The organism is Citrobacter sp. Cpo040 (assembly GCF_030332915.1).
Taxonomy (GTDB): Bacteria; Pseudomonadota; Gammaproteobacteria; order Enterobacterales; family Enterobacteriaceae; genus Citrobacter; species Citrobacter portucalensis.
Genome location: NZ_JAOWGX010000034.1, coordinates 1267182 through 1284953, shown reverse-complemented (window position 1 = coordinate 1284953; position 17772 = coordinate 1267182). Strand labels below are relative to the sequence as shown.

Here is a 17772-nt window from a genome sequence, read left to right as displayed (position 1 = left end):
CGGTGTTCCGCTGGCGGGCCATCTTCATTGCGCTTTACGCGTGCTTCGGCGTTTCATCCACCAGCGAACGCCCGCGACTATCCCAATAACCAGCACCAGCCAGATGCCATGCTTGATATGCTGGTCGAGGCTGTGCAGCCACGGTGCAATCACTTCACCACCGACGTAGCCAAGGGTGGTAAATAGCAATGCCCAGACAAACGCGCCAAGAATATTCAGCGGTAAAAAGATCTTCGGCGGCAGGTGACTGGCGCCAATCAGTAAGGGACCAATAACGCGAAAGCCGTACATAAAGCGCGTACCGACCACAAACAGGTAAGGACGTCGTTGGATCATTTTCTGCGCATAATGAATTTTCGCCTGATGGCGCGAGAAACGACGCAGAATTTTGCCGCCAAAACGACGTCCGAGTAAATAGAGCAACTGATCGCCAATCATCCCACCTAGTGCGACCGAGAGTACCACCAGCGGGAATTTCAGGACTCCCTGATGCGCCACGACGCCGCCTAACAGGGTAATGGTTTCACCTTCCGCCAGGCTGCCGATGATTAACGCAGCATAGCCGTACTGCGCAACATAATGCGTTATATCCATACGTTGTATGACCTCCACTGGTCATAGCATACACCCTATGATTATTTGATGCCGGAAAAGCCGCGTAGTAGCGCATAACGTCGTTCAGTTCCCTAATGCCTGATGGCGCTTCGCTTATCAGGCCTACGGCTTACACACTTTTTACCCGGCGCTTCGGTATTTTCTCTGTGTACATAAAATAATCAAAAGCTGAATTATAATTGAAGTGTTGAGGTCCGGAGCTGACAAGAAGGGGGCGGTATGAACCATGTCTGGGGGCTATTTTCCCATCCCGATCGTGAAATGCACGTGATCAACAGCGAAAACGAAAGTGTTTCGCATCACTATACCCACCATGTACTGCTGATGGCGGCAATCCCGGTTGTTTGCGCGTTTATCGGTACCACGCAAATCGGCTGGAATTTTGGCGATGGCAATATCCTGAAGTTATCTCTGTTGACCGGATTTGCGATGGCAATTCTGTTCTACGGGGTCATGCTGGCAGGCGTCGCCGTCATGGGCCGGGTTATCTGGTGGATGGCGCGTAATTATCCGCAACGTCCGTCGCTGGCGCATTGTATGGTGTTTGCCGGATATGTCGCGACGCCGCTGTTTTTAAGCGGGCTGGTCGCACTTTATCCGCTGGTCTGGCTGTGCGCATTGGTGGGGACCATTGCGCTGTTTTACACCGGTTATTTACTCTATCTCGGCATTCCGACGTTCCTGAATATCTCTAAAGAGGAAGGCCTGAGCTTTTCCAGTTCGACGCTGGCGATCGGTGTGCTGGTGCTGGAAGTTCTGCTGGCGATTACGGTAATCCTGTGGGGTTACGGCTATCGGTTATTTTGACGGATAAACCTGTCTGCGCTGCGTTGTTGACGTAAAAGTCAGCAACGCAGCATTTCGAGACGATTCTCCTGTGGCGGCAAACCTGCCGGATCGCTATGATGCCTGAGCTAGCTTGAGATAATACTTAGTCTCTGGCGGTGTGCGTTGTGACGTGCGTGAACCATTATCAGAAATCTCATCATGCTGAAATTCCGAGTTTCATTATTAAGCCTTGCCCTGGTGCTGGCCGTTCCTTTTGCACCCCAAGCCGTGGCTAAAACGGCACCTACTGTAGCAGCTTCTCAGCCTGAGATAGCGTCCGGTAGCGCGATGATTGTTGATCTGAATACCAACAAAGTTATCTATTCGAACCACCCGGATCTGGTGCGTCCGATAGCGTCGATTACCAAATTAATGACCGCGATGGTGGTGCTTGATGCACGACTGCCGTTGGATGAGAAGCTGAAAGTTGATATCAGTCAGACGCCGGAAATGAAAGGCATCTACTCTCGTGTGCGACTGAACAGTGAAATTAGCCGTAAAGACATGCTGCTGCTGGCGCTGATGTCATCAGAAAACCGTGCGGCGGCGAGCCTGGCGCATCATTACCCTGGCGGTTATAACGCGTTTATTAAGGCCATGAATGCCAAAGCGAAAGCGCTCGGCATGACTCAGACTCGCTTTGTGGAACCAACCGGCTTATCGATTCATAACGTCTCGACCGCCCGTGATTTAACCAAGCTGCTGATCGCCAGCAAACAGTATCCGCTGATTGGCCAGTTAAGCACCACGCGTGAAGATATGGCGACTTTTGCCAACCCGGCTTATACGCTGCCATTCCGTAACACTAATCATCTGGTATACCGCGATAACTGGAATATTCAGTTAACCAAAACCGGGTTTACCAATGCGGCAGGCCACTGTCTGGTGATGCGCACCGTGATCAATAACAAACCGGTGGCGCTGGTGGTGATGGATGCGTTCGGTAAATATACCCACTTTGCTGATGCCAGCCGTTTACGTACCTGGATCGAAACGGGCAAGGTGATGCCGGTTCCGGCAGCGGCGCTGAGCTATAAAAAGCAAAAAGCGGCGCAGATGGCAGCGGCGGGTTCAGTGACGAGCGAGCAAACTGCACAGAACGATTAAATAAGACAACTTATCCGGCATACACATAGCTAATGTAGCGGTAGGCCGGGCAAGCGAAGCGCCCCCGGCAACATGCCCGGTGGCGCTTATCTTTTTCTGGTTTACGACTCTTTCCAGAACTTTTGCTTACTCGTTTTACCAATCCCCGGATTCATACTGTTGGTGGGGTCATTCTCGCGGTAAAAACGGGTTAATGTTTCCGGTGCTTTATACAGATGTCCGACGTTATGCTCTGCTGGATACTGTGCTCCGCGCTCGTGCAGAAGCTCCAGCATCTGCTCTTTCAGCGCATGCGCATCCACGCCTTTTTTCACGATGTAATCCTGGTGGAAGACGTAGCACATAAAGTGGCCGTAATAGAGTTTGTGCACCAGTTGGCTGTCGATCTCTGCAGGCAGATGCTCGTACCATTCGGTGTCGTTACGGCGCAGCGCGATATCCAGCGCCAGAATATCTTCCACTTCATCGGCATGTACGGCCTGATAACGAATCGCCGCGCCAGCCGCCGCAAAGCGATGCAAAAACGCCTTGCTGCCTTCTTCCGGCGTACAGGCAAAGAAGTCGCCTTCAGCGGTTTTGAAAAACTCGCTTAGCCAGTTTTGCGCTTCAGCCACGCCGCCACCGGCCATTTTTAACAGCAGGTGATGTTCGTACTTATCGCGCCAGCTTTTCATGCGCGCGGGTAAGTGGCTGGGGAACAAATGGCCAAATTTCTGCATTGCCCGATCGGTGAAATGTGGACGGAAAATTTTCACTTTTTCCAGCATCGCATCGGTGCGACCTTTCAGGGTGAAGAAGAAGGGCATTTTGTCGGTGCCGAGCTTGTCGATCATCAGAAACGTATCTTTGCCGTATTGCTCAGCGATGTCATAAATATCGCGGTGCATATATTCACCGGCGACCGGCAAATGCTCAAATTTTGCCAGAATATGACGGCGAATCTCCGTCAGCACCTCTGGCTGGTTGGTACCGATGTAAAAGACCTGCTGGTTTTTTTCGGCTTCGAAGGTGTCCAGACGCACCGCAAAAACCGCGAGCTTGCCTGCACAACCGGATGATTCAAACAACCGATCCGGGTCGGCGTTATAGCGAGCGGGCGTGTCCGCCTCAATATCTCTGACGCGGGTAACGTAGTCGTGATCGTGTGCATGACGTCCATCGTGGCGCACATCGTCATCTTTGATACGCTCGTCATCAAGTTTGCTAAGGATCTGTTCTGGGGTCTGGCCCAGTTCGATACCCAGATGGTTAACCAGCTGTAATTTACCCTGCTCGTCAATACGCGCAAACAGCGACATCTCCGTGTATGCCGGACCGCGCTGAACCAGCGAGCCGCCGGAGTTGTTACAAATACCGCCAATCACTGAAGCGCCGATACAGGAAGATCCGATCACCGAATGCGGCTCACGGCCAAACGGTTTGAGCGCTTTTTCCAGTGAATAAAGCGTGGTGCCGGGATAGGCCAGCACCTGTTCGCCTTTGCCGATGACGTGCAGCTTATCAAGGCGCAGGGTGCTGATAATGACAATCTCGCGGTCGTAATCATTACCGCTCGGCGTAGAGCCTTCGGTCAGGCCAGTGTTGGCGGCCTGCATCAGGATAATTTTATCTGCGGCGACGCAAGCGTTGAGGACGCGCCACAGTTCTAAAAGCGAGCCAGGGAACACCACGGCGAGTGCATCGCCCTGACCGGAACGGAATCCCTTGCGATAGCGGGCGGTTTTAGCAGGGTCTGTGAGCAGGTGTGAATGACCTACCAGACGGGTCAGTTCATTCAGAAAAGCTTTATTATCTGTTGTAATGGAAGACATTCTCCACTCCTTGTGGTGGGACTCAATATCAGGAACAAGCATAGCGCTTTGTATGACAATACGCTTTCTCATTCACATTGTCTCTGGGTTGTCCTCCACTGAGTCGCGTTGGTTTCGAAAATTAGGAGAATAACCTTAGCTTTCTTTATCGCTCCCGTTTAGTCTTACGGCAAACTGCGGTTTTTGTTATATTTTCGCTGCCTCGTCGGGAAAAAATAAAGAGAGAATCAACATGAAATGGCTATGTTCTGTAGGTGTCGCGGTGAGTCTGGCGTTGCAACCAGCGCTGGCGGACACGCTGTTTGGTAACCATCCTCTGACGCCAGAAGCGCGGGATGCATTCGTTACCGATTTACTTAAACAGATGACCGTGGATGAGAAAATTGGGCAACTACGCTTGATAAGCGTAGGGCCTGATAACCCGAAAGAAGCCATCCGCGAGATGATCAAAGACGGGCAGGTTGGGGCAATTTTTAACACCGTCACGCGCCAGGATATCCGCAAAATGCAGGATCAGGTGATGGAGCTCAGCCGCCTGAAAATTCCTCTCTTTTTTGCCTACGACGTATTGCACGGCCAGCGTACCGTGTTCCCGATAAGTCTCGGCCTGGCGTCCTCTTTTAATCTCGATGCGGTCAGAACCGTTGGCCGTATTTCCGCGTATGAAGCTGCCGATGATGGTCTGAATATGACCTGGGCGCCAATGGTCGATGTCTCTCGCGATCCGCGCTGGGGCCGTGCTTCAGAAGGTTTTGGTGAAGACACGTATTTAACGGCTACGATGGGTAAAACCATGGTGGAAGCGATGCAGGGGAAAAGCCCGGCTGACCGCTATTCGGTGATGACCAGCGTCAAGCACTTCGCCGCCTATGGCGCGGTTGAAGGTGGCAAGGAATATAACACCGTCGATATGAGCCCACAGCGTCTGTTCAACGACTATATGCCGCCGTATAAAGCCGGGCTGGATGCCGGTAGCGGTGCGGTGATGGTGGGTCTTAATTCGCTAAACGGTACGCCTGCAACCTCAGACGCCTGGCTGTTAAAAGACGTGCTGCGTGATGAGTGGGGCTTTAAGGGGATTACCGTTTCCGATCACGGCGCGATTAAGGAACTGATTAAGCACGGTACCGCCTCCGATCCTGAAGATGCGGTGCGTGTGGCGATCAAGTCCGGCATCAACATGAGTATGAGCGATGAGTATTACAGCAAATATCTGCCGGGCTTGATTAAATCCGGCAAAGTGACGATGGCGGAGCTGGACGACGCCGCACGCCACGTGCTGAACGTGAAATATGATATGGGGTTGTTTAACGATCCGTACAGCCATCTGGGGGCCAAAGAATCTGACCCACAGGACACCAACGCAGAAAGCCGTTTGCATCGCAAAGAGGCGCGTGAAGTGGCGCGCGAAAGCCTGGTGTTGCTGAAAAACCGTCTGGAAACGTTGCCGCTGAAAAAATCCGCCACCGTGGCGGTTGTCGGACCGCTGGCCGACAGCAAGCGTGATGTAATGGGCAGTTGGTCCGCCGCCGGTGTTGCCGATCAGTCGGTAACGGTGCTGACGGGGATTAAAAATGCCGTCGGCGAACAGGGCAAAGTGCTGTACGCCAAAGGGGCGAATATCACCAACGACAAAGGCATTGTCGATTTCCTCAACCTGTATGAAGAAGCGGTAAAGGTTGACCCGCGTTCGCCGCAGGCGATGATCGATGAAGCCGTTAACGCCGCGAAGCAATCTGATGTGGTTGTCGCGGTAGTCGGTGAAGCGCAGGGCATGGCGCATGAAGCTTCCAGCCGCACCGATATCACTATTCCGCAGAGTCAGCGTGACCTGATTGCTGCGCTGAAAGCCACGGGTAAACCTCTGGTTCTGGTGTTGATGAACGGTCGTCCGCTGGCGCTGGTGAAGGAAGATCAACAAGCCGATGCGATCCTCGAAACCTGGTTTGCCGGGACGGAAGGCGGTAACGCCATCGCCGATGTGCTGTTTGGTGATTACAATCCGTCAGGCAAGCTGCCGATGTCTTTCCCGCGCTCTGTTGGACAGATCCCGGTCTATTACAGCCATCTCAATACCGGTCGTCCGTATAACGCCGATAAGCCGAACAAGTACACGTCGCGCTACTTTGATGAAGCCAATGGTCCGTTGTATCCCTTTGGTTATGGCCTGAGCTACACCACGTTTACGGTTTCTGATGTGAAGCTCTCTTCTCCGACGATGAAGCGTGACGGAACCGTGACGGCCAGCGTGCAGGTGACCAACACCGGCAAACGCGAAGGTGCAACGGTGATTCAGATGTATTTACAGGATGTGACCGCCTCCATGAGTCGTCCGGTAAAACAGCTGAAAGGTTTTGAAAAAGTGAATCTTAAGCCAGGTGAAACCCAGACCGTCAGCTTCCCGATTGATATTGAAGCGCTCAAATTCTGGAACCAGCAGATGAAATACGATGCAGAGCCTGGCAAATTTAACGTTTTCATCGGCGTGGATTCCGCCAGAGTGAAGCAGGGCGAATTTGAACTGCTGTAATAGATGAATAAAGTCATGCAGCATGCCTGATGGCTCTACGCTTATCAGGCCGACAAAGTCGTATCATCCGGCAAATTCACATTGGGTTTGCCGGATTTTTTTTATTTTATTATCGCCTTACCGCTAATAACTCTCAGCGTTACCACCCAATTGCCAGGTTAAGGCTTGATTTTTCGACTATGCTTTTTCCTCAAGTCTCTGAAAAGGGCCGCAAAAGGATAAGGAGTACAGCATGATAATCTCAAAAGTATCGGTGGGTTCGCTGGCGCTGTTAGCCGCGATAAGCCTACCCTTACAGGCCGCGTCACCCGTCACGGTTGGTTCAAAAATAGATACCGAAGGGGCGCTGCTCGGCAACATTATTTTGCAGGTGCTCGAAAGCCATGGTGTGAAAACTGTCAATAAAGTACAGCTGGGCACCACCCCAGTAGTGCGTGGGGCAATCACCTCCGGTGAGCTGGATATTTATCCGGAATATACCGGTAATGGCGCATTCTTTTTTAAAGATGAAAATGATCCGGCGTGGAAAAATGCGCAGGCCGGTTTCGAGAAAGTGAAAAAGCTGGATGCAGAGCAAAATAAGCTGGTCTGGCTAACGCCTGCACCCGCCAATAATACCTGGACTATTGCGGTACGCCAGGATGTCGCGCAAAAGAACAAGCTTGAGTCCCTTGCTGATTTAGGCCGCTACCTGAAAGACGGGGGAACGTTCAAACTTGCTGCCTCTGCTGAATTTATCGAACGGGCTGACGCGTTGCCTGCGTTTGAAAAAGCCTATGATTTCAAACTGAATCAAAATCAGCTGTTGTCGCTAGCAGGAGGGGATACCGCGGTGACGATTAAAGCAGCGGCGCAGCAGACTTCTGGCGTCAATGCGGCGATGGCTTATGGCACAGATGGCCCGGTTGCGGCGCTCGGTCTGCAAACTTTAAGCGATCCAAAAGGTGTCCAGCCCATTTATGCGCCAGCACCCGTCGTACGTGAATCGGTGCTGAAAGACTACCCGCAAATGGGAGAATGGCTACAACCAGTTTTTGCCAGCCTGGATGAAAAAACGTTGCAGCAGCTGAATGCCAGTATTGCCGTGGAGGGGCTGGATGCGAAAAAAGTTGCAGCAGACTACCTGAAGCAAAAAGGATGGGTGAAGTAACGGAGTTTGCAGCAGGTGGGTGTTTTGTCAAAGATTTCAGTTAATCGGGTGCTGTTGTTACTGGTACTTCTTACCTTCGCGGCGGCAGCGCTGCCTTTCATTAGCTATGCGCCTAATCGCCTGGTCTCCGGTGAGGGGCGCCAACTCTGGGATATCCGGCCCGACATGGCGTGGGGATTGGCAGTAGCCTGTTTGCTGCTGTTTCTTCTATGCTTTGTACCGGGAAAGCCCGGCAATATATTGACCCTTGTTATTAGCCAGTTGCTGGTGATTGCAGCGCTGGTAACCGCAGGAACAACGGCAACGTATCTGGCCCAGACGGGAAGTCCACTGGCCAGAACCAGCCTGGGCAGCGGGTTCTGGTTGGGGCTAGGACTAATGTTGCTGGCCGCCAGTGACGCTATTCGTCGCATAACCGAGCTGGCATCATGGCGTTGGCTGTTGCACGCGCAAATGTTTATTTTTCCGCTGGTGCTTTTGTTCTCCGGCACGTTTAACGATCTTTCCCTGCTTAAAGAATATGCCAACCGTCAGGATGTCTTCAACGACGCCCTGGCGCAGCATCTGACAATTCTGTTCGCTACCGTGGTGCCCGCGCTGCTTATTGGTGTGCCGTTGGGCATCTGGTGTGCTTTCTCTGTCTCCCGTCAGGGGCCTGTTTTTGCGGTACTGAATATCATCCAAACCATTCCCTCAGTCGCGCTGTTTGGCCTGTTAATTGCGCCCCTTGCCGGGTTGGTGAAGCACTTTCCTTTGTTGGGTTCGCTCGGCGTCGCCGGAACCGGCCTGACGCCTGCGCTTATTGCGTTAGTGCTGTATGCGCTGTTACCGCTGGTTCGTGGCGTTGTGGCTGGGTTGAATCAGGTGCCGCAGGATGTACTGGAAAGCGCCCGAGCGATGGGGATGAACACTTTCCAGCGGTTTGTCTCGGTGCAGTTCCCACTGGCATTGCCGGTCTTCTTGCGCAGTTTACGGGTAGTGATGGTGCAAACGGTGGGAATGGCGGTGATTGCTGCGCTGATTGGCGCAGGGGGATTTGGCGCGCTGGTCTTTCAGGGATTGCTCAGTAGCGCCGTCGATTTAGTGTTGCTGGGCGTGATCCCGGTTGTGGTACTGGCAGTATTGATTGATGCGCTGTTTGATTTAGGGCTCGCGCTGTTGAAGGTAACAAACAATGATTGAATTTCGCCATGTCAGTAAAACCTATGGTCAGCAAACAGCCGTTGACGACCTTAACCTGCGGTTGGGGGAGGGCAGCTTTTCGGTGTTAATTGGCACGTCAGGTTCCGGGAAATCCACCACGCTGAAAATGATCAATCGGCTGGTTGAACATGACAGCGGACAGATTCGCTTTGCCGGGGAAGAGATCCGCAGCCTGCCGGTGCTGGAGTTAAGGCGGCGTATGGGATACGCGATTCAGTCGATTGGCTTGTTTCCCCACTGGACAGTCGCGCAGAACATCGCCACGGTGCCGCAGCTACAAAAGTGGTCGCGTTCTCGTATTGATGACCGAACAGACGAACTGATGGCGCTGCTGGGTCTTGAGGACAGTTTGCGCCATCGTTATCCGCATCAGCTGTCTGGCGGGCAACAGCAGCGGGTCGGAGTGGCGCGTGCCCTGGCGGCAAATCCGCAGGTTCTGCTGATGGATGAGCCTTTTGGTGCGCTGGATCCGGTCACCCGCGGTGCGCTGCAGCAGGAGATGACGCGTATTCATCGTCTGCTCGGGCGTACCATTGTGCTGGTGACGCATGATATCGACGAGGCGCTAAGGCTGGCGGAGCATCTGGTTCTGATGGATGCAGGAAAGGTAGTACAGCAGGGCACGCCGCTGTCGATGCTGACAGCACCGGCGAACGAATTCGTGCAAACATTCTTTGGCCGTAGTGAACTGGGCGTACGTCTGTTGTCGCTTCGCACGGTAGGGGATTTTATCCGTCGCGGTGAACACACAGCCGGTGAACCGTTGGTAGATGAAATGACGCTGCGTGATGCGTTGTCGGTGTTCGTAGCACGCGGTTGCGACGTCTTGCCGGTCGTGACCCCGCAGGGGTTGTCCTGCGGTACGCTTCATTTTCGTGATTTGCTTTCGGAGATGCCGACCCGTGAAACGTCTTGCTGATCCGTTGTTATGGCTTATTGTTCTGTTTCTGGTCCTGTTAGTTGGGTTGCCTCATAGTCAGGCCTTGTTCAGTGCGCTATTTCCGGCGCTACCGCGTCCCGTGTATCAGCAGGAAAGTTTTGCGGTGCTGGCACTGAGCCATTTTGGTCTGGTGGGGATTTCGAGCCTGATTGCCGTACTTATTGGCACCGGGGCCGGTATAGCGGTAACCCGGTCCTGGGGCGCGGAATTCAGGCCGATGGTGGAAACCATCGCCGCCGTGGGGCAGACCTTTCCGCCAGTTGCGGTGTTGGCGATAGCTGTACCGGTGATGGGATTTGGTCCTGAACCGGCAATTATCGCGTTGATCCTGTATGGCGTATTACCGATCTTGCAGGCAACACTGGCGGGACTCGGCGGAATTTCACCCAGCGTGATGGATATTGCCAGCGGAATGGGCATGAGTCAGGGGCAGCGGCTGCGTAAAGTCGAGTTGCCGCTGGCGGCCCCGGTGATTCTGGCCGGGATTCGCACGTCGGTGATTATTAATATCGGCACCGCAACCATCGCCTCAACCGTTGGGGCAAACACGCTGGGTACGCCGATTATTATCGGGCTGAGTGGGTTCAATACCGCCTATGTGATTCAGGGGGCGCTGCTGGTCGCGCTGGCGGCGGTAATTGTTGACCGCGGGTTTGAGAAATTAGCGAGACATCTTACCCGGCACGTAAAATAAAGGTATAGCCTGCCAGCATGACACCGCCGATACCGCCGATAGCCATTAGCAGAAAGAGGGTGATAACACCGATTTTAGCTGCGCTCATTATGCACTCCTTATGTGAATTCAAGGATTGTACACGTTTGTTAATAGAATATTAAATACCGAGTGGATAAATATCGTGACCTAACGCGCGCCATTCATTCAGCTGTTGCTGCTGAGCGGGCGTTTGGTTCTCGCCGCACCAGACAAGCAAGGTGCGACCTTCAAACAGCTCCGGTCGCAGTTGGTTCAGCGAATGGGCAAGGACGTCAATGCGCCATCCCTGCTGGCTGGCGACCCAACCTTCCAGCCATAAACGGGTCGTATCATGAATGTTCCAGCCAACCACCAGAGCATCTTTCCCCTGTTTCTTACGTGCTGAGGCAAGACAAATCGCGATGTAGTTGATCAGTACGCCGTCGAGGATCCCCAGTAACGCCTGCAGGATCGGCTGTTGGCATTGCAGACGTCGGCGCAGCGGAATGAACAAATGGGTGTTGAGCGTTTGCGCGGGATAATCCTGGCCGCGCTCTTTGATCCACAGTCTGAGGCTATGCAGATTATTACTTTGCAAATAGCTCAACAGCGTCTCTTGTTGTTCACGCCAACCGTTATGCACATCAATGCTCTCATTGCTGAGCAACATTTTAACCTTGCTGACCTGAACACCGTTGTTTATCCAGCGTTTTATCTCGCGGATCCGGTCGATATCCGCATCGTTAAACAGGCGATGCCCGCCGTCTGTCCGCTGCGGTTTAAGTAATCCGTAACGCCTCTGCCACGCGCGTAAAGTGACAGGGTTGATATCACAAAGCAAAGCCACTTCACCTATTGTGTAAAGCGCCATCGTCGTCTCACTCTTGCTCGCGAGGTCCCAGTTTTACTTTAGACGCTCTTTTGCGAACCAGGTAGTTTTGTCTGTTTTTTGATCTATGAATGGGTGAATTTGTAACCATGCTCGCGCTTTCGAGTGATCGTTCTCACAAATTCGTCTTTTTTTGCAACACTTCAAAGAAAGTTACACGCAGCCCATGTATGTTACGCGCTTTTAAGTGATGTGTGGTTGGCGGGTATGTACGAGTTTAATCTGGTGTTGCTGCTGCTTCAGCAGATGTGTGTGTTCCTCGTTATCGCGTGGCTCATGAGCAAAACGCGTTTGTTTATCCCGTTGATGCAGGTGACTATCCGACTTCCGCACAAACTGCTTTGCTATGTTACTTTTTCCATTTTCTGCATTTTAGGCACCTATTTCGGGCTGCATATCGATGACTCTATTGCTAACACTCGCGCTATTGGCGCGGTGATGGGCGGGCTGCTTGGCGGCCCGGTGGTTGGCGGTTTAGTTGGTCTTACCGGCGGTTTGCATCGTTATTCGATGGGTGGGATGACTGCGCTTAGCTGCATGATCTCGACCATTGTGGAAGGGTTGCTCGGCGGGCTGGTGCACAGCGTGCTCACCCGTCGTGGTCGTACCGATAAAGTCTTTAGTCCGCTGACTGCGGGGGCGATTACCTTTGTCGCCGAACTGGTGCAGATGCTAATTATCTTGTTAATTGCTCGTCCGTTTGACGATGCGTTTCGGTTGGTCAGTAATATTGCCGCACCTATGATGGTGACCAATACCGTGGGCGCCGCCTTATTTATGCGTATTTTGCTCGATAAACGGGCGATGTTTGAAAAATATACCTCCGCTTTTTCCGCCACAGCACTCAAAGTTGCCGCCTCAACGGAAGGTATTTTGCGCCAGGGATTCAACGAGGTTAACAGCATGAAGGTTGCTCAGGTGCTGTATGAAGAGCTGGATATCGGTGCGGTGGCGATTACCGATCGTGAGAAACTGCTGGCATTTACCGGTATTGGTGACGATCACCATCTACCCGGAAAACCTATTTCATCGTCATATACCCAACGCGCGATTGAAACCGGAGAGGTGGTGTATGCCGATGGGAATGAAGTTCCTTACCGTTGCTCTTTGCACCCGCAATGCAAATTAGGCTCGACGCTGGTGATCCCCCTGCGAGGTGAAAACCAGCGGGTAATGGGGACCATCAAACTTTATGAAGCCAAAAACCGCCTCTTTAGTTCGATCAACCGTACGCTGGGGGAAGGGATCGCCCAACTGCTTTCGGCGCAAATTCTGGCCGGGCAGTATGAGCGGCAAAAAGCGATGCTCACGCAGTCGGAAATAAAACTCCTGCACGCCCAGGTCAATCCCCATTTTCTGTTTAATGCACTCAACACCATCAAAGCTGTGATCCGACGCGATAGCGAGCAGGCCAGCCAACTGGTGCAGTATCTGTCGACGTTCTTTCGTAAAAATTTAAAACGCCCGTCGGAAATTGTGACGCTGGCCGATGAAATTGAACACGTTAATGCTTATCTGCAAATTGAAAAGGCACGATTCCAGTCGCGTCTTCAGGTGACCTTGACGGTGCCAGAAGAACTTTCGCATCAGCAATTACCCGCCTTTACTCTGCAACCCATCGTGGAGAATGCCATTAAACACGGTACTTCTCAGTTACTGGATACCGGTGAAGTATCGATTACCGCCCGTCGCGAAGGGCAATATCTGATGCTGGATATCGAAGACAATGCCGGGCTGTATCAGCCAACCTCAGAAGCCAGTGGACTGGGTATGAATCTGGTCGATAAACGACTGCGCGAGCGGTTTGGTGATGATTTTGGCATCAGCGTAGCGTGTGAACCTGACCGTTTTACCCGAATCACTTTACGACTTCCTCTGGAGGAACTGGCATGATCAAAGTGCTGATTGTCGATGACGAACCGTTAGCCCGGGAGAATCTGCGGATCCTGTTGCAAGAGCAAAGCGACATCGAGATTGTCGGTGAATGTTCGAATGCGGTGGAAGCCATTGGCGCGGTGCATAAATTGCGTCCGGATGTTCTGTTCCTTGATATTCAGATGCCGCGTATCAGCGGCCTGGAAATGGTTGGCATGCTTGATCCCGAGCATCGTCCGTACATTGTTTTTCTGACCGCCTTTGATGAGTATGCGGTGAAAGCCTTCGAAGAACATGCGTTTGATTATCTGCTCAAGCCGATTGAAGAAGCACGGCTGGAAAAAACGCTGATCCGTTTGCGTCAGGAGCGCACCAAGCAGGATGTATCACTGCTGCCAGAAAATCAGCAGGCACTGAAGTTTATTCCGTGCAGCGGCCATAGTCGGATTTATTTGCTGCAAATGGATGATGTGGCGTTTATCAGCAGTCGCATGAGTGGTGTGTATGTGACGAGCAGCGATGGTAAAGAAGGCTTCACTGAGTTGACGCTCAGGACGCTGGAGAGTCGTACTCCTCTGCTGCGTTGTCATCGGCAATATCTGGTAAATATGGCACAATTGCAGGAGATCCGTCTGGAAGACAACGGTCAGGCGGAACTGATTTTGCGTAACGGACTGACCGTTCCAGTGAGTCGTCGTTATCTTAAAAGTCTAAAAGAGGCGATTGGACTGTAAAACTGATACACTGCGCGCCATTGCATCACCGACAGTTGAAGGCTCTATGCTAAGTAACGATATTCTTCGTAGCCTGCGCTACACCCTGAAAGCGAACAATAACGACATGGTGCGTATTCTTGCGCTTGCTGACATGGAATCCACCTCCGCAGGTTTCGATACCTGGATGACAAAAGAAGATGAGGCTGGGTTTGTTCGTTGCCCGGATATCATTCTCTCCGGTTTTTTAAACGGCCTGATTTATCATCTGCGTGGTAAAGATGATTCTGCACCGGAACTGGCGCTGGAGCGTCGTGTTAATAACAATACGGTGCTGAAAAAGCTGCGTATCGCCTTTTCGCTGAAAACCGACGATATTCTGGCTATTATGACCGAGCAGAAATTCCGTGTGTCGATGCCGGAAATTACCGCCATGATGCGTGCCCCTGATCATAAGAACTATCGCGAATGCGGCGATCAGTTCCTGCGTTATTTTCTGCGTGGTTTGACATCACGGGTACATAACGCGAAACCATAAAGAAAAAATGGGCGACACCGATTAACATCGGGTCGCCGATGGTTTACTTCACTTCTTTAAAACCCGCCGATTCCATTACCGTTTGCATTTGCTTCATGCTGATGTTTTTATCGGCGTTTTCAGAGAGTTTCATCCCTGAAATGGCCTGCAACGCTTTTATATCAACTTTTTCCATATCGATAGTGACATTTTCTTGCGCGTAGGTATCTGAATAGGTGAGTTTTTCTTCTATGCCAGTAATGTTTTGATATTTGGCGCTTAATGCGTCGAATACTTTTGCTGCTTCCTCTTTATTGCTGGCACCGACTGACGCATAGCTAATTTTACTTTCGGAGATTTGCTTCAGGACCTTATCACCTTTATAGGTGTAGGAGACGGTGATATCAGAACCATTAATGTTGGCATTGAATGTTTTTGTCTCTTCTTTATCACCACATCCCGCCAGGGAAAAAACCACAATCGATGCCACGGCGAGAGAAAATAATTTTTGTAACGCTTTCATGTAAAACTCCATTTCATGAATATCGGATGTTAAATAATAACGTCCACGAATCTGGTGAGCCCGGACTACCTTGATACCAGAGCAGTATAGAATAAATCTAATATTAACAACGAAGCAGTCCGAAAATGGAGCAGGGGTTAAGATTAGAGGAAGCACTTGCGTAGCAAAAAAAAGCGCTGCGGTTGCAGCGCTTGAGATGTTTGATTTACTTCACCTGTTGGCCTGGTTTTGCACCTTCGTCTGGGCTTAACAGGAAGATATCTTTCCCGCCAGGACCTGCGGCCATCACCATCCCTTCGGAAATGCCGAAGCGCATCTTACGTGGTGCCAGGTTGGCCACCATAATGGTCTGGCGGCCAATCAGGACCTGCGGATCTGGATACGCAGAACGAATACCAGAGAAGACGTTACGTTTCTCACCACCGAGATCCAGCGTCAGACGCAGCAGTTTGTCAGAACCTTCCACGAACTCGGCGTTTTCAATCAGCGCTACACGCAGGTCAACTTTAGCGAAATCATCAAAGGTGATGGTTTCCTGAATCGGGTCATCCGCCAGCGGGCCGGTAACCGGTGCAGCAGCTGCTTTCACTTCTTCTTTCGACGCCTCAACCAGCGCTTCAACTTGTTTCATGTCGATGCGATTGTACAGCGCTTTAAAGGTGTTGACCTTGTGGCCGAGCAGTGGCTGCTCAATGGCATCCCAGCTCAGTTCGCTGTTCAGGAAAGCTTCAACACGTTCAGCAAGCGTTGGCAGAACCGGTTTCAGGTAGGTCATCAGCACGCGGAACAGGTTGATACCCATGGAGCAGATCGCCTGCAGGTCGGCATCGCGGCCTTCCTGTTTAGCCACGACCCACGGTGCCTGTTCGTCAACGTAGCGGTTTGCCACGTCGGCCAGTGCCATGATTTCACGGATAGCTTTACCAAATTCACGGCTTTCCCATGCTTCGCCAATCACCGCTGCGGCGTCGGTGAAGGTTTTATACAGCGCCGGGTCGGCCAGTTCATTCGCCAGAACGCCGTCAAAACGCTTAGCAATAAAGCCGGCGTTACGGGATGCCAGGTTGACTACTTTGTTGACGATATCGGCGTTAACGCGCTGGACAAAGTCTTCCAGGTTCAGGTCGATGTCATCAATACGTGAAGAAAGCTTCGCGGTGTAGTAATAGCGCAGACTGTCGGCATCGAAGTGCTTCAGCCAGGTGCTGGCCTTAATGAAGGTGCCGCGAGATTTGGACATCTTCGCGCCGTTCACCGTCACGTAGCCGTGTACGAACAGGTTGGTCGGCTTGCGGAAGTTGCTGCCTTCCAGCATGGCAGGCCAGAACAGGCTGTGGAAGTAGACGATATCTTTACCGATGAAGTGATACAGCTCGGCGTCGGAATCTTTCTTCCAGTATTCGTCAAAACTGGTGGTGTCACCGCGCTTATCGCACAGGTTTTTGAATGAACCCATATAGCCAATTGGCGCGTCCAGCCACACGTAGAAGTACTTGCCAGGCGCATTCGGGATTTCAAAACCGAAGTACGGGGAATCGCGAGAGATATCCCACTGTTGCAGGCCGGATTCGAACCATTCCTGCATTTTGTTGGCGACCTGCTCCTGTAACGCGCCGCTGCGTGTCCACGCCTGCAGCATTTCGCTAAATGACGGCAGATCAAAGAAGAAGTGTTCGGAGTCACGCATCACCGGCGTTGCGCCAGACACGACGGATTTCGGCTCGATAAGTTCGGTCGGGCTGTAGGTTGCGCCACAGACTTCACAGTTATCGCCGTACTGATCCGGAGACTTACATTTCGGGCAGGTGCCTTTAACAAAACGGTCCGGCAGGAACATGCCTTTTTCCGGATCGTAAAGCTGGGAGATTGTACGGTTCTTAATAAAACCGTTCTCCTTCAGGCGAGTATAAATCAGCTCAGACAACTCACGGTTCTCTTCGCTGTGCGTCGAGTGGTAGTTGTCATAGCTGATGTCAAAACCTGCAAAATCAGTCTGATGCTCCTGACTCATTTCACCGATCATCTGCTCTGGCGTGATCCCAAGCTGCTGTGCTTTCAGCATGATTGGCGTACCGTGTGCGTCGTCCGCGCAGATGAAGTTAACCTGGTGGCCGCGCATTCGCTGGTAACGGACCCAGACATCAGCCTGGATGTGCTCCAGCATATGGCCGAGGTGGATTGAGCCGTTGGCGTACGGCAGCGCGCACGTTACCAGAATTTTCTTCGCGACTTGAGTCATAGTGGGCAATTACTTCTTTTGTAGTGAAAAGGGCTTTGATAGTACCAAAATGGTAATTACTGCGCCAAGCGATAAGGGCATTTATCCGTAAATGAATAATTGTTGCGGTTGGAGTAAACTACCTGGTGACTATTGTAT

Annotated in this window: 16 protein-coding genes; 10 read left to right on the top strand and 6 right to left on the bottom strand. The window is 52.0% G+C overall.

Annotation, left to right across the window (positions count from 1 at the left end; all coding sequences use genetic code 11):
* Positions 1–24 precede the first annotated feature (24 nt).
* Positions 25–594 carry a DedA family protein gene (locus tag OGX86_RS10965; RefSeq protein WP_003834476.1) on the bottom strand — a complete coding sequence of 190 codons (570 nt, stop codon included), beginning with the start codon at positions 592–594 and terminating at the stop codon, positions 25–27.
* 240 nt (positions 595–834) lie between these two features.
* Here OGX86_RS10965 and OGX86_RS10960 point away from each other — a divergent pair, with 240 nt between their 5' ends.
* Together OGX86_RS10960 and pbpG are read left to right on the top strand one after the other, a co-directional pair.
* Positions 835–1422, top strand: a complete 588-nt coding sequence (locus OGX86_RS10960) for a Yip1 family protein (protein ID WP_003834475.1) — start codon at positions 835–837, stop codon at positions 1420–1422.
* A gap of 180 nt (positions 1423–1602) precedes the next feature.
* Complete coding sequence (pbpG, locus tag OGX86_RS10955) at positions 1603–2550, top strand: D-alanyl-D-alanine endopeptidase (RefSeq protein ID WP_048215922.1); 948 nt, start codon at positions 1603–1605, stop codon at positions 2548–2550.
* A 101-nt stretch (positions 2551–2651) separates the two neighbouring features.
* Here the strand turns inward: pbpG and dld are convergent, their stop codons facing one another.
* Positions 2652–4361 (bottom strand): D-lactate dehydrogenase, encoded by a 1710-nt coding sequence (gene dld / locus OGX86_RS10950; protein WP_020996666.1) that lies wholly within the window; start codon positions 4359–4361, stop codon positions 2652–2654.
* Between the two features lie 232 nt (positions 4362–4593).
* On the opposite strand from dld, the gene bglX reads away from it, so the two are divergent.
* From bglX to OGX86_RS10925, 5 genes are all read left to right on the top strand, one after another.
* Positions 4594–6891, top strand: a complete 2298-nt coding sequence (gene bglX, locus OGX86_RS10945) for a beta-glucosidase BglX (protein WP_075551243.1) — start codon at positions 4594–4596, stop codon at positions 6889–6891.
* A gap of 232 nt (positions 6892–7123) precedes the next feature.
* Positions 7124–8041 (top strand): glycine betaine ABC transporter substrate-binding protein OsmF, encoded by a 918-nt coding sequence (gene osmF, locus OGX86_RS10940; protein ID WP_103014210.1) that lies wholly within the window; start codon positions 7124–7126, stop codon positions 8039–8041.
* Between the two features lie 15 nt (positions 8042–8056).
* Positions 8057–9223 (top strand): ABC transporter permease, encoded by a 1167-nt coding sequence (locus tag OGX86_RS10935; RefSeq protein WP_275052637.1) that lies wholly within the window; start codon positions 8057–8059, stop codon positions 9221–9223.
* Positions 9216–10163, top strand: coding sequence for an ABC transporter ATP-binding protein (locus tag OGX86_RS10930; RefSeq protein ID WP_286640035.1), 948 nt, complete (start codon positions 9216–9218; stop codon positions 10161–10163). Before OGX86_RS10935 ends, OGX86_RS10930 begins: the two co-directional genes overlap by 8 nt.
* Positions 10147–10878 (top strand): ABC transporter permease, encoded by a 732-nt coding sequence (locus OGX86_RS10925; protein WP_128316781.1) that lies wholly within the window; start codon positions 10147–10149, stop codon positions 10876–10878. Before OGX86_RS10930 ends, OGX86_RS10925 begins: the two co-directional genes overlap by 17 nt.
* On the opposite strand, the gene OGX86_RS10920 is transcribed toward OGX86_RS10925, so the two are convergent.
* Both OGX86_RS10920 and mlrA read right to left on the bottom strand, forming a co-directional pair.
* Positions 10859–10966, bottom strand: a complete 108-nt coding sequence (locus tag OGX86_RS10920) for a protein YohO (protein ID WP_003027354.1) — start codon at positions 10964–10966, stop codon at positions 10859–10861. The two genes, OGX86_RS10925 and OGX86_RS10920, sit on opposite strands and share 20 nt — an antisense overlap.
* A gap of 51 nt (positions 10967–11017) precedes the next feature.
* Positions 11018–11749, bottom strand: a complete 732-nt coding sequence (gene mlrA / locus OGX86_RS10915) for an HTH-type transcriptional regulator MlrA (protein WP_048224569.1) — start codon at positions 11747–11749, stop codon at positions 11018–11020.
* 225 nt (positions 11750–11974) lie between these two features.
* On the opposite strand from mlrA, the gene OGX86_RS10910 reads away from it, so the two are divergent.
* From OGX86_RS10910 to OGX86_RS10900, 3 genes are read left to right on the top strand one after another with little or no spacing between them, the layout of a single operon-like run.
* Positions 11975–13660 carry a sensor histidine kinase gene (locus tag OGX86_RS10910; RefSeq protein WP_003834458.1) on the top strand — a complete coding sequence of 562 codons (1686 nt, stop codon included), beginning with the start codon at positions 11975–11977 and terminating at the stop codon, positions 13658–13660.
* A complete protein-coding gene (gene btsR, locus OGX86_RS10905) occupies positions 13657–14376 on the top strand; it encodes a two-component system response regulator BtsR (protein WP_003840155.1) in 720 nt (239 codons plus the stop codon). Before OGX86_RS10910 ends, btsR begins: the two co-directional genes overlap by 4 nt.
* Before the next feature lie 46 nt (positions 14377–14422).
* On the top strand, positions 14423–14893 hold the full coding sequence (locus OGX86_RS10900; protein WP_003834454.1) for a YehS family protein: 471 nt from the start codon (positions 14423–14425) through the stop codon (positions 14891–14893).
* Between the two features lie 43 nt (positions 14894–14936).
* Here OGX86_RS10900 and OGX86_RS10895 read toward each other — a convergent pair whose 3' ends face one another.
* Both OGX86_RS10895 and metG read right to left on the bottom strand, forming a co-directional pair.
* Positions 14937–15395 (bottom strand): YehR family lipoprotein, encoded by a 459-nt coding sequence (locus OGX86_RS10895; protein ID WP_032943976.1) that lies wholly within the window; start codon positions 15393–15395, stop codon positions 14937–14939.
* A 205-nt stretch (positions 15396–15600) separates the two neighbouring features.
* A complete protein-coding gene (gene metG / locus OGX86_RS10890; protein ID WP_048224563.1) occupies positions 15601–17634 on the bottom strand; it encodes a methionine--tRNA ligase in 2034 nt (677 codons plus the stop codon).
* Positions 17635–17772 lie beyond the last annotated feature (138 nt).

Bases quoted from the DNA above. Each gene is read 5' to 3' on its own strand.
- OGX86_RS10910 (WP_003834458.1), top strand. From the start codon at position 11,975: ATGTACGAGTTTAATCTGGTGTTGCTGCTGCTTCAGCAGATGTGTGTG.
- btsR (WP_003840155.1), top strand. From the start codon at position 13,657: ATGATCAAAGTGCTGATTGTCGATGACGAACCGTTAGCCCGGGAGAAT.
- metG (WP_048224563.1), bottom strand. From the start codon at position 17,634: ATGACTCAAGTCGCGAAGAAAATTCTGGTAACGTGCGCGCTGCCGTAC.
- OGX86_RS10960 (WP_003834475.1), top strand. From the start codon at position 835: ATGAACCATGTCTGGGGGCTATTTTCCCATCCCGATCGTGAAATGCAC.
- mlrA (WP_048224569.1), bottom strand. From the start codon at position 11,749: ATGGCGCTTTACACAATAGGTGAAGTGGCTTTGCTTTGTGATATCAAC.
- OGX86_RS10965 (WP_003834476.1), bottom strand. From the start codon at position 594: ATGGATATAACGCATTATGTTGCGCAGTACGGCTATGCTGCGTTAATC.
- OGX86_RS10920 (WP_003027354.1), bottom strand. From the start codon at position 10,966: ATGAGCGCAGCTAAAATCGGTGTTATCACCCTCTTTCTGCTAATGGCT.
- osmF (WP_103014210.1), top strand. From the start codon at position 7,124: ATGATAATCTCAAAAGTATCGGTGGGTTCGCTGGCGCTGTTAGCCGCG.
- pbpG (WP_048215922.1), top strand. From the start codon at position 1,603: ATGCTGAAATTCCGAGTTTCATTATTAAGCCTTGCCCTGGTGCTGGCC.
- OGX86_RS10930 (WP_286640035.1), top strand. From the start codon at position 9,216: ATGATTGAATTTCGCCATGTCAGTAAAACCTATGGTCAGCAAACAGCC.
- OGX86_RS10900 (WP_003834454.1), top strand. From the start codon at position 14,423: ATGCTAAGTAACGATATTCTTCGTAGCCTGCGCTACACCCTGAAAGCG.
- bglX (WP_075551243.1), top strand. From the start codon at position 4,594: ATGAAATGGCTATGTTCTGTAGGTGTCGCGGTGAGTCTGGCGTTGCAA.
- OGX86_RS10895 (WP_032943976.1), bottom strand. From the start codon at position 15,395: ATGAAAGCGTTACAAAAATTATTTTCTCTCGCCGTGGCATCGATTGTG.
- dld (WP_020996666.1), bottom strand. From the start codon at position 4,361: ATGTCTTCCATTACAACAGATAATAAAGCTTTTCTGAATGAACTGACC.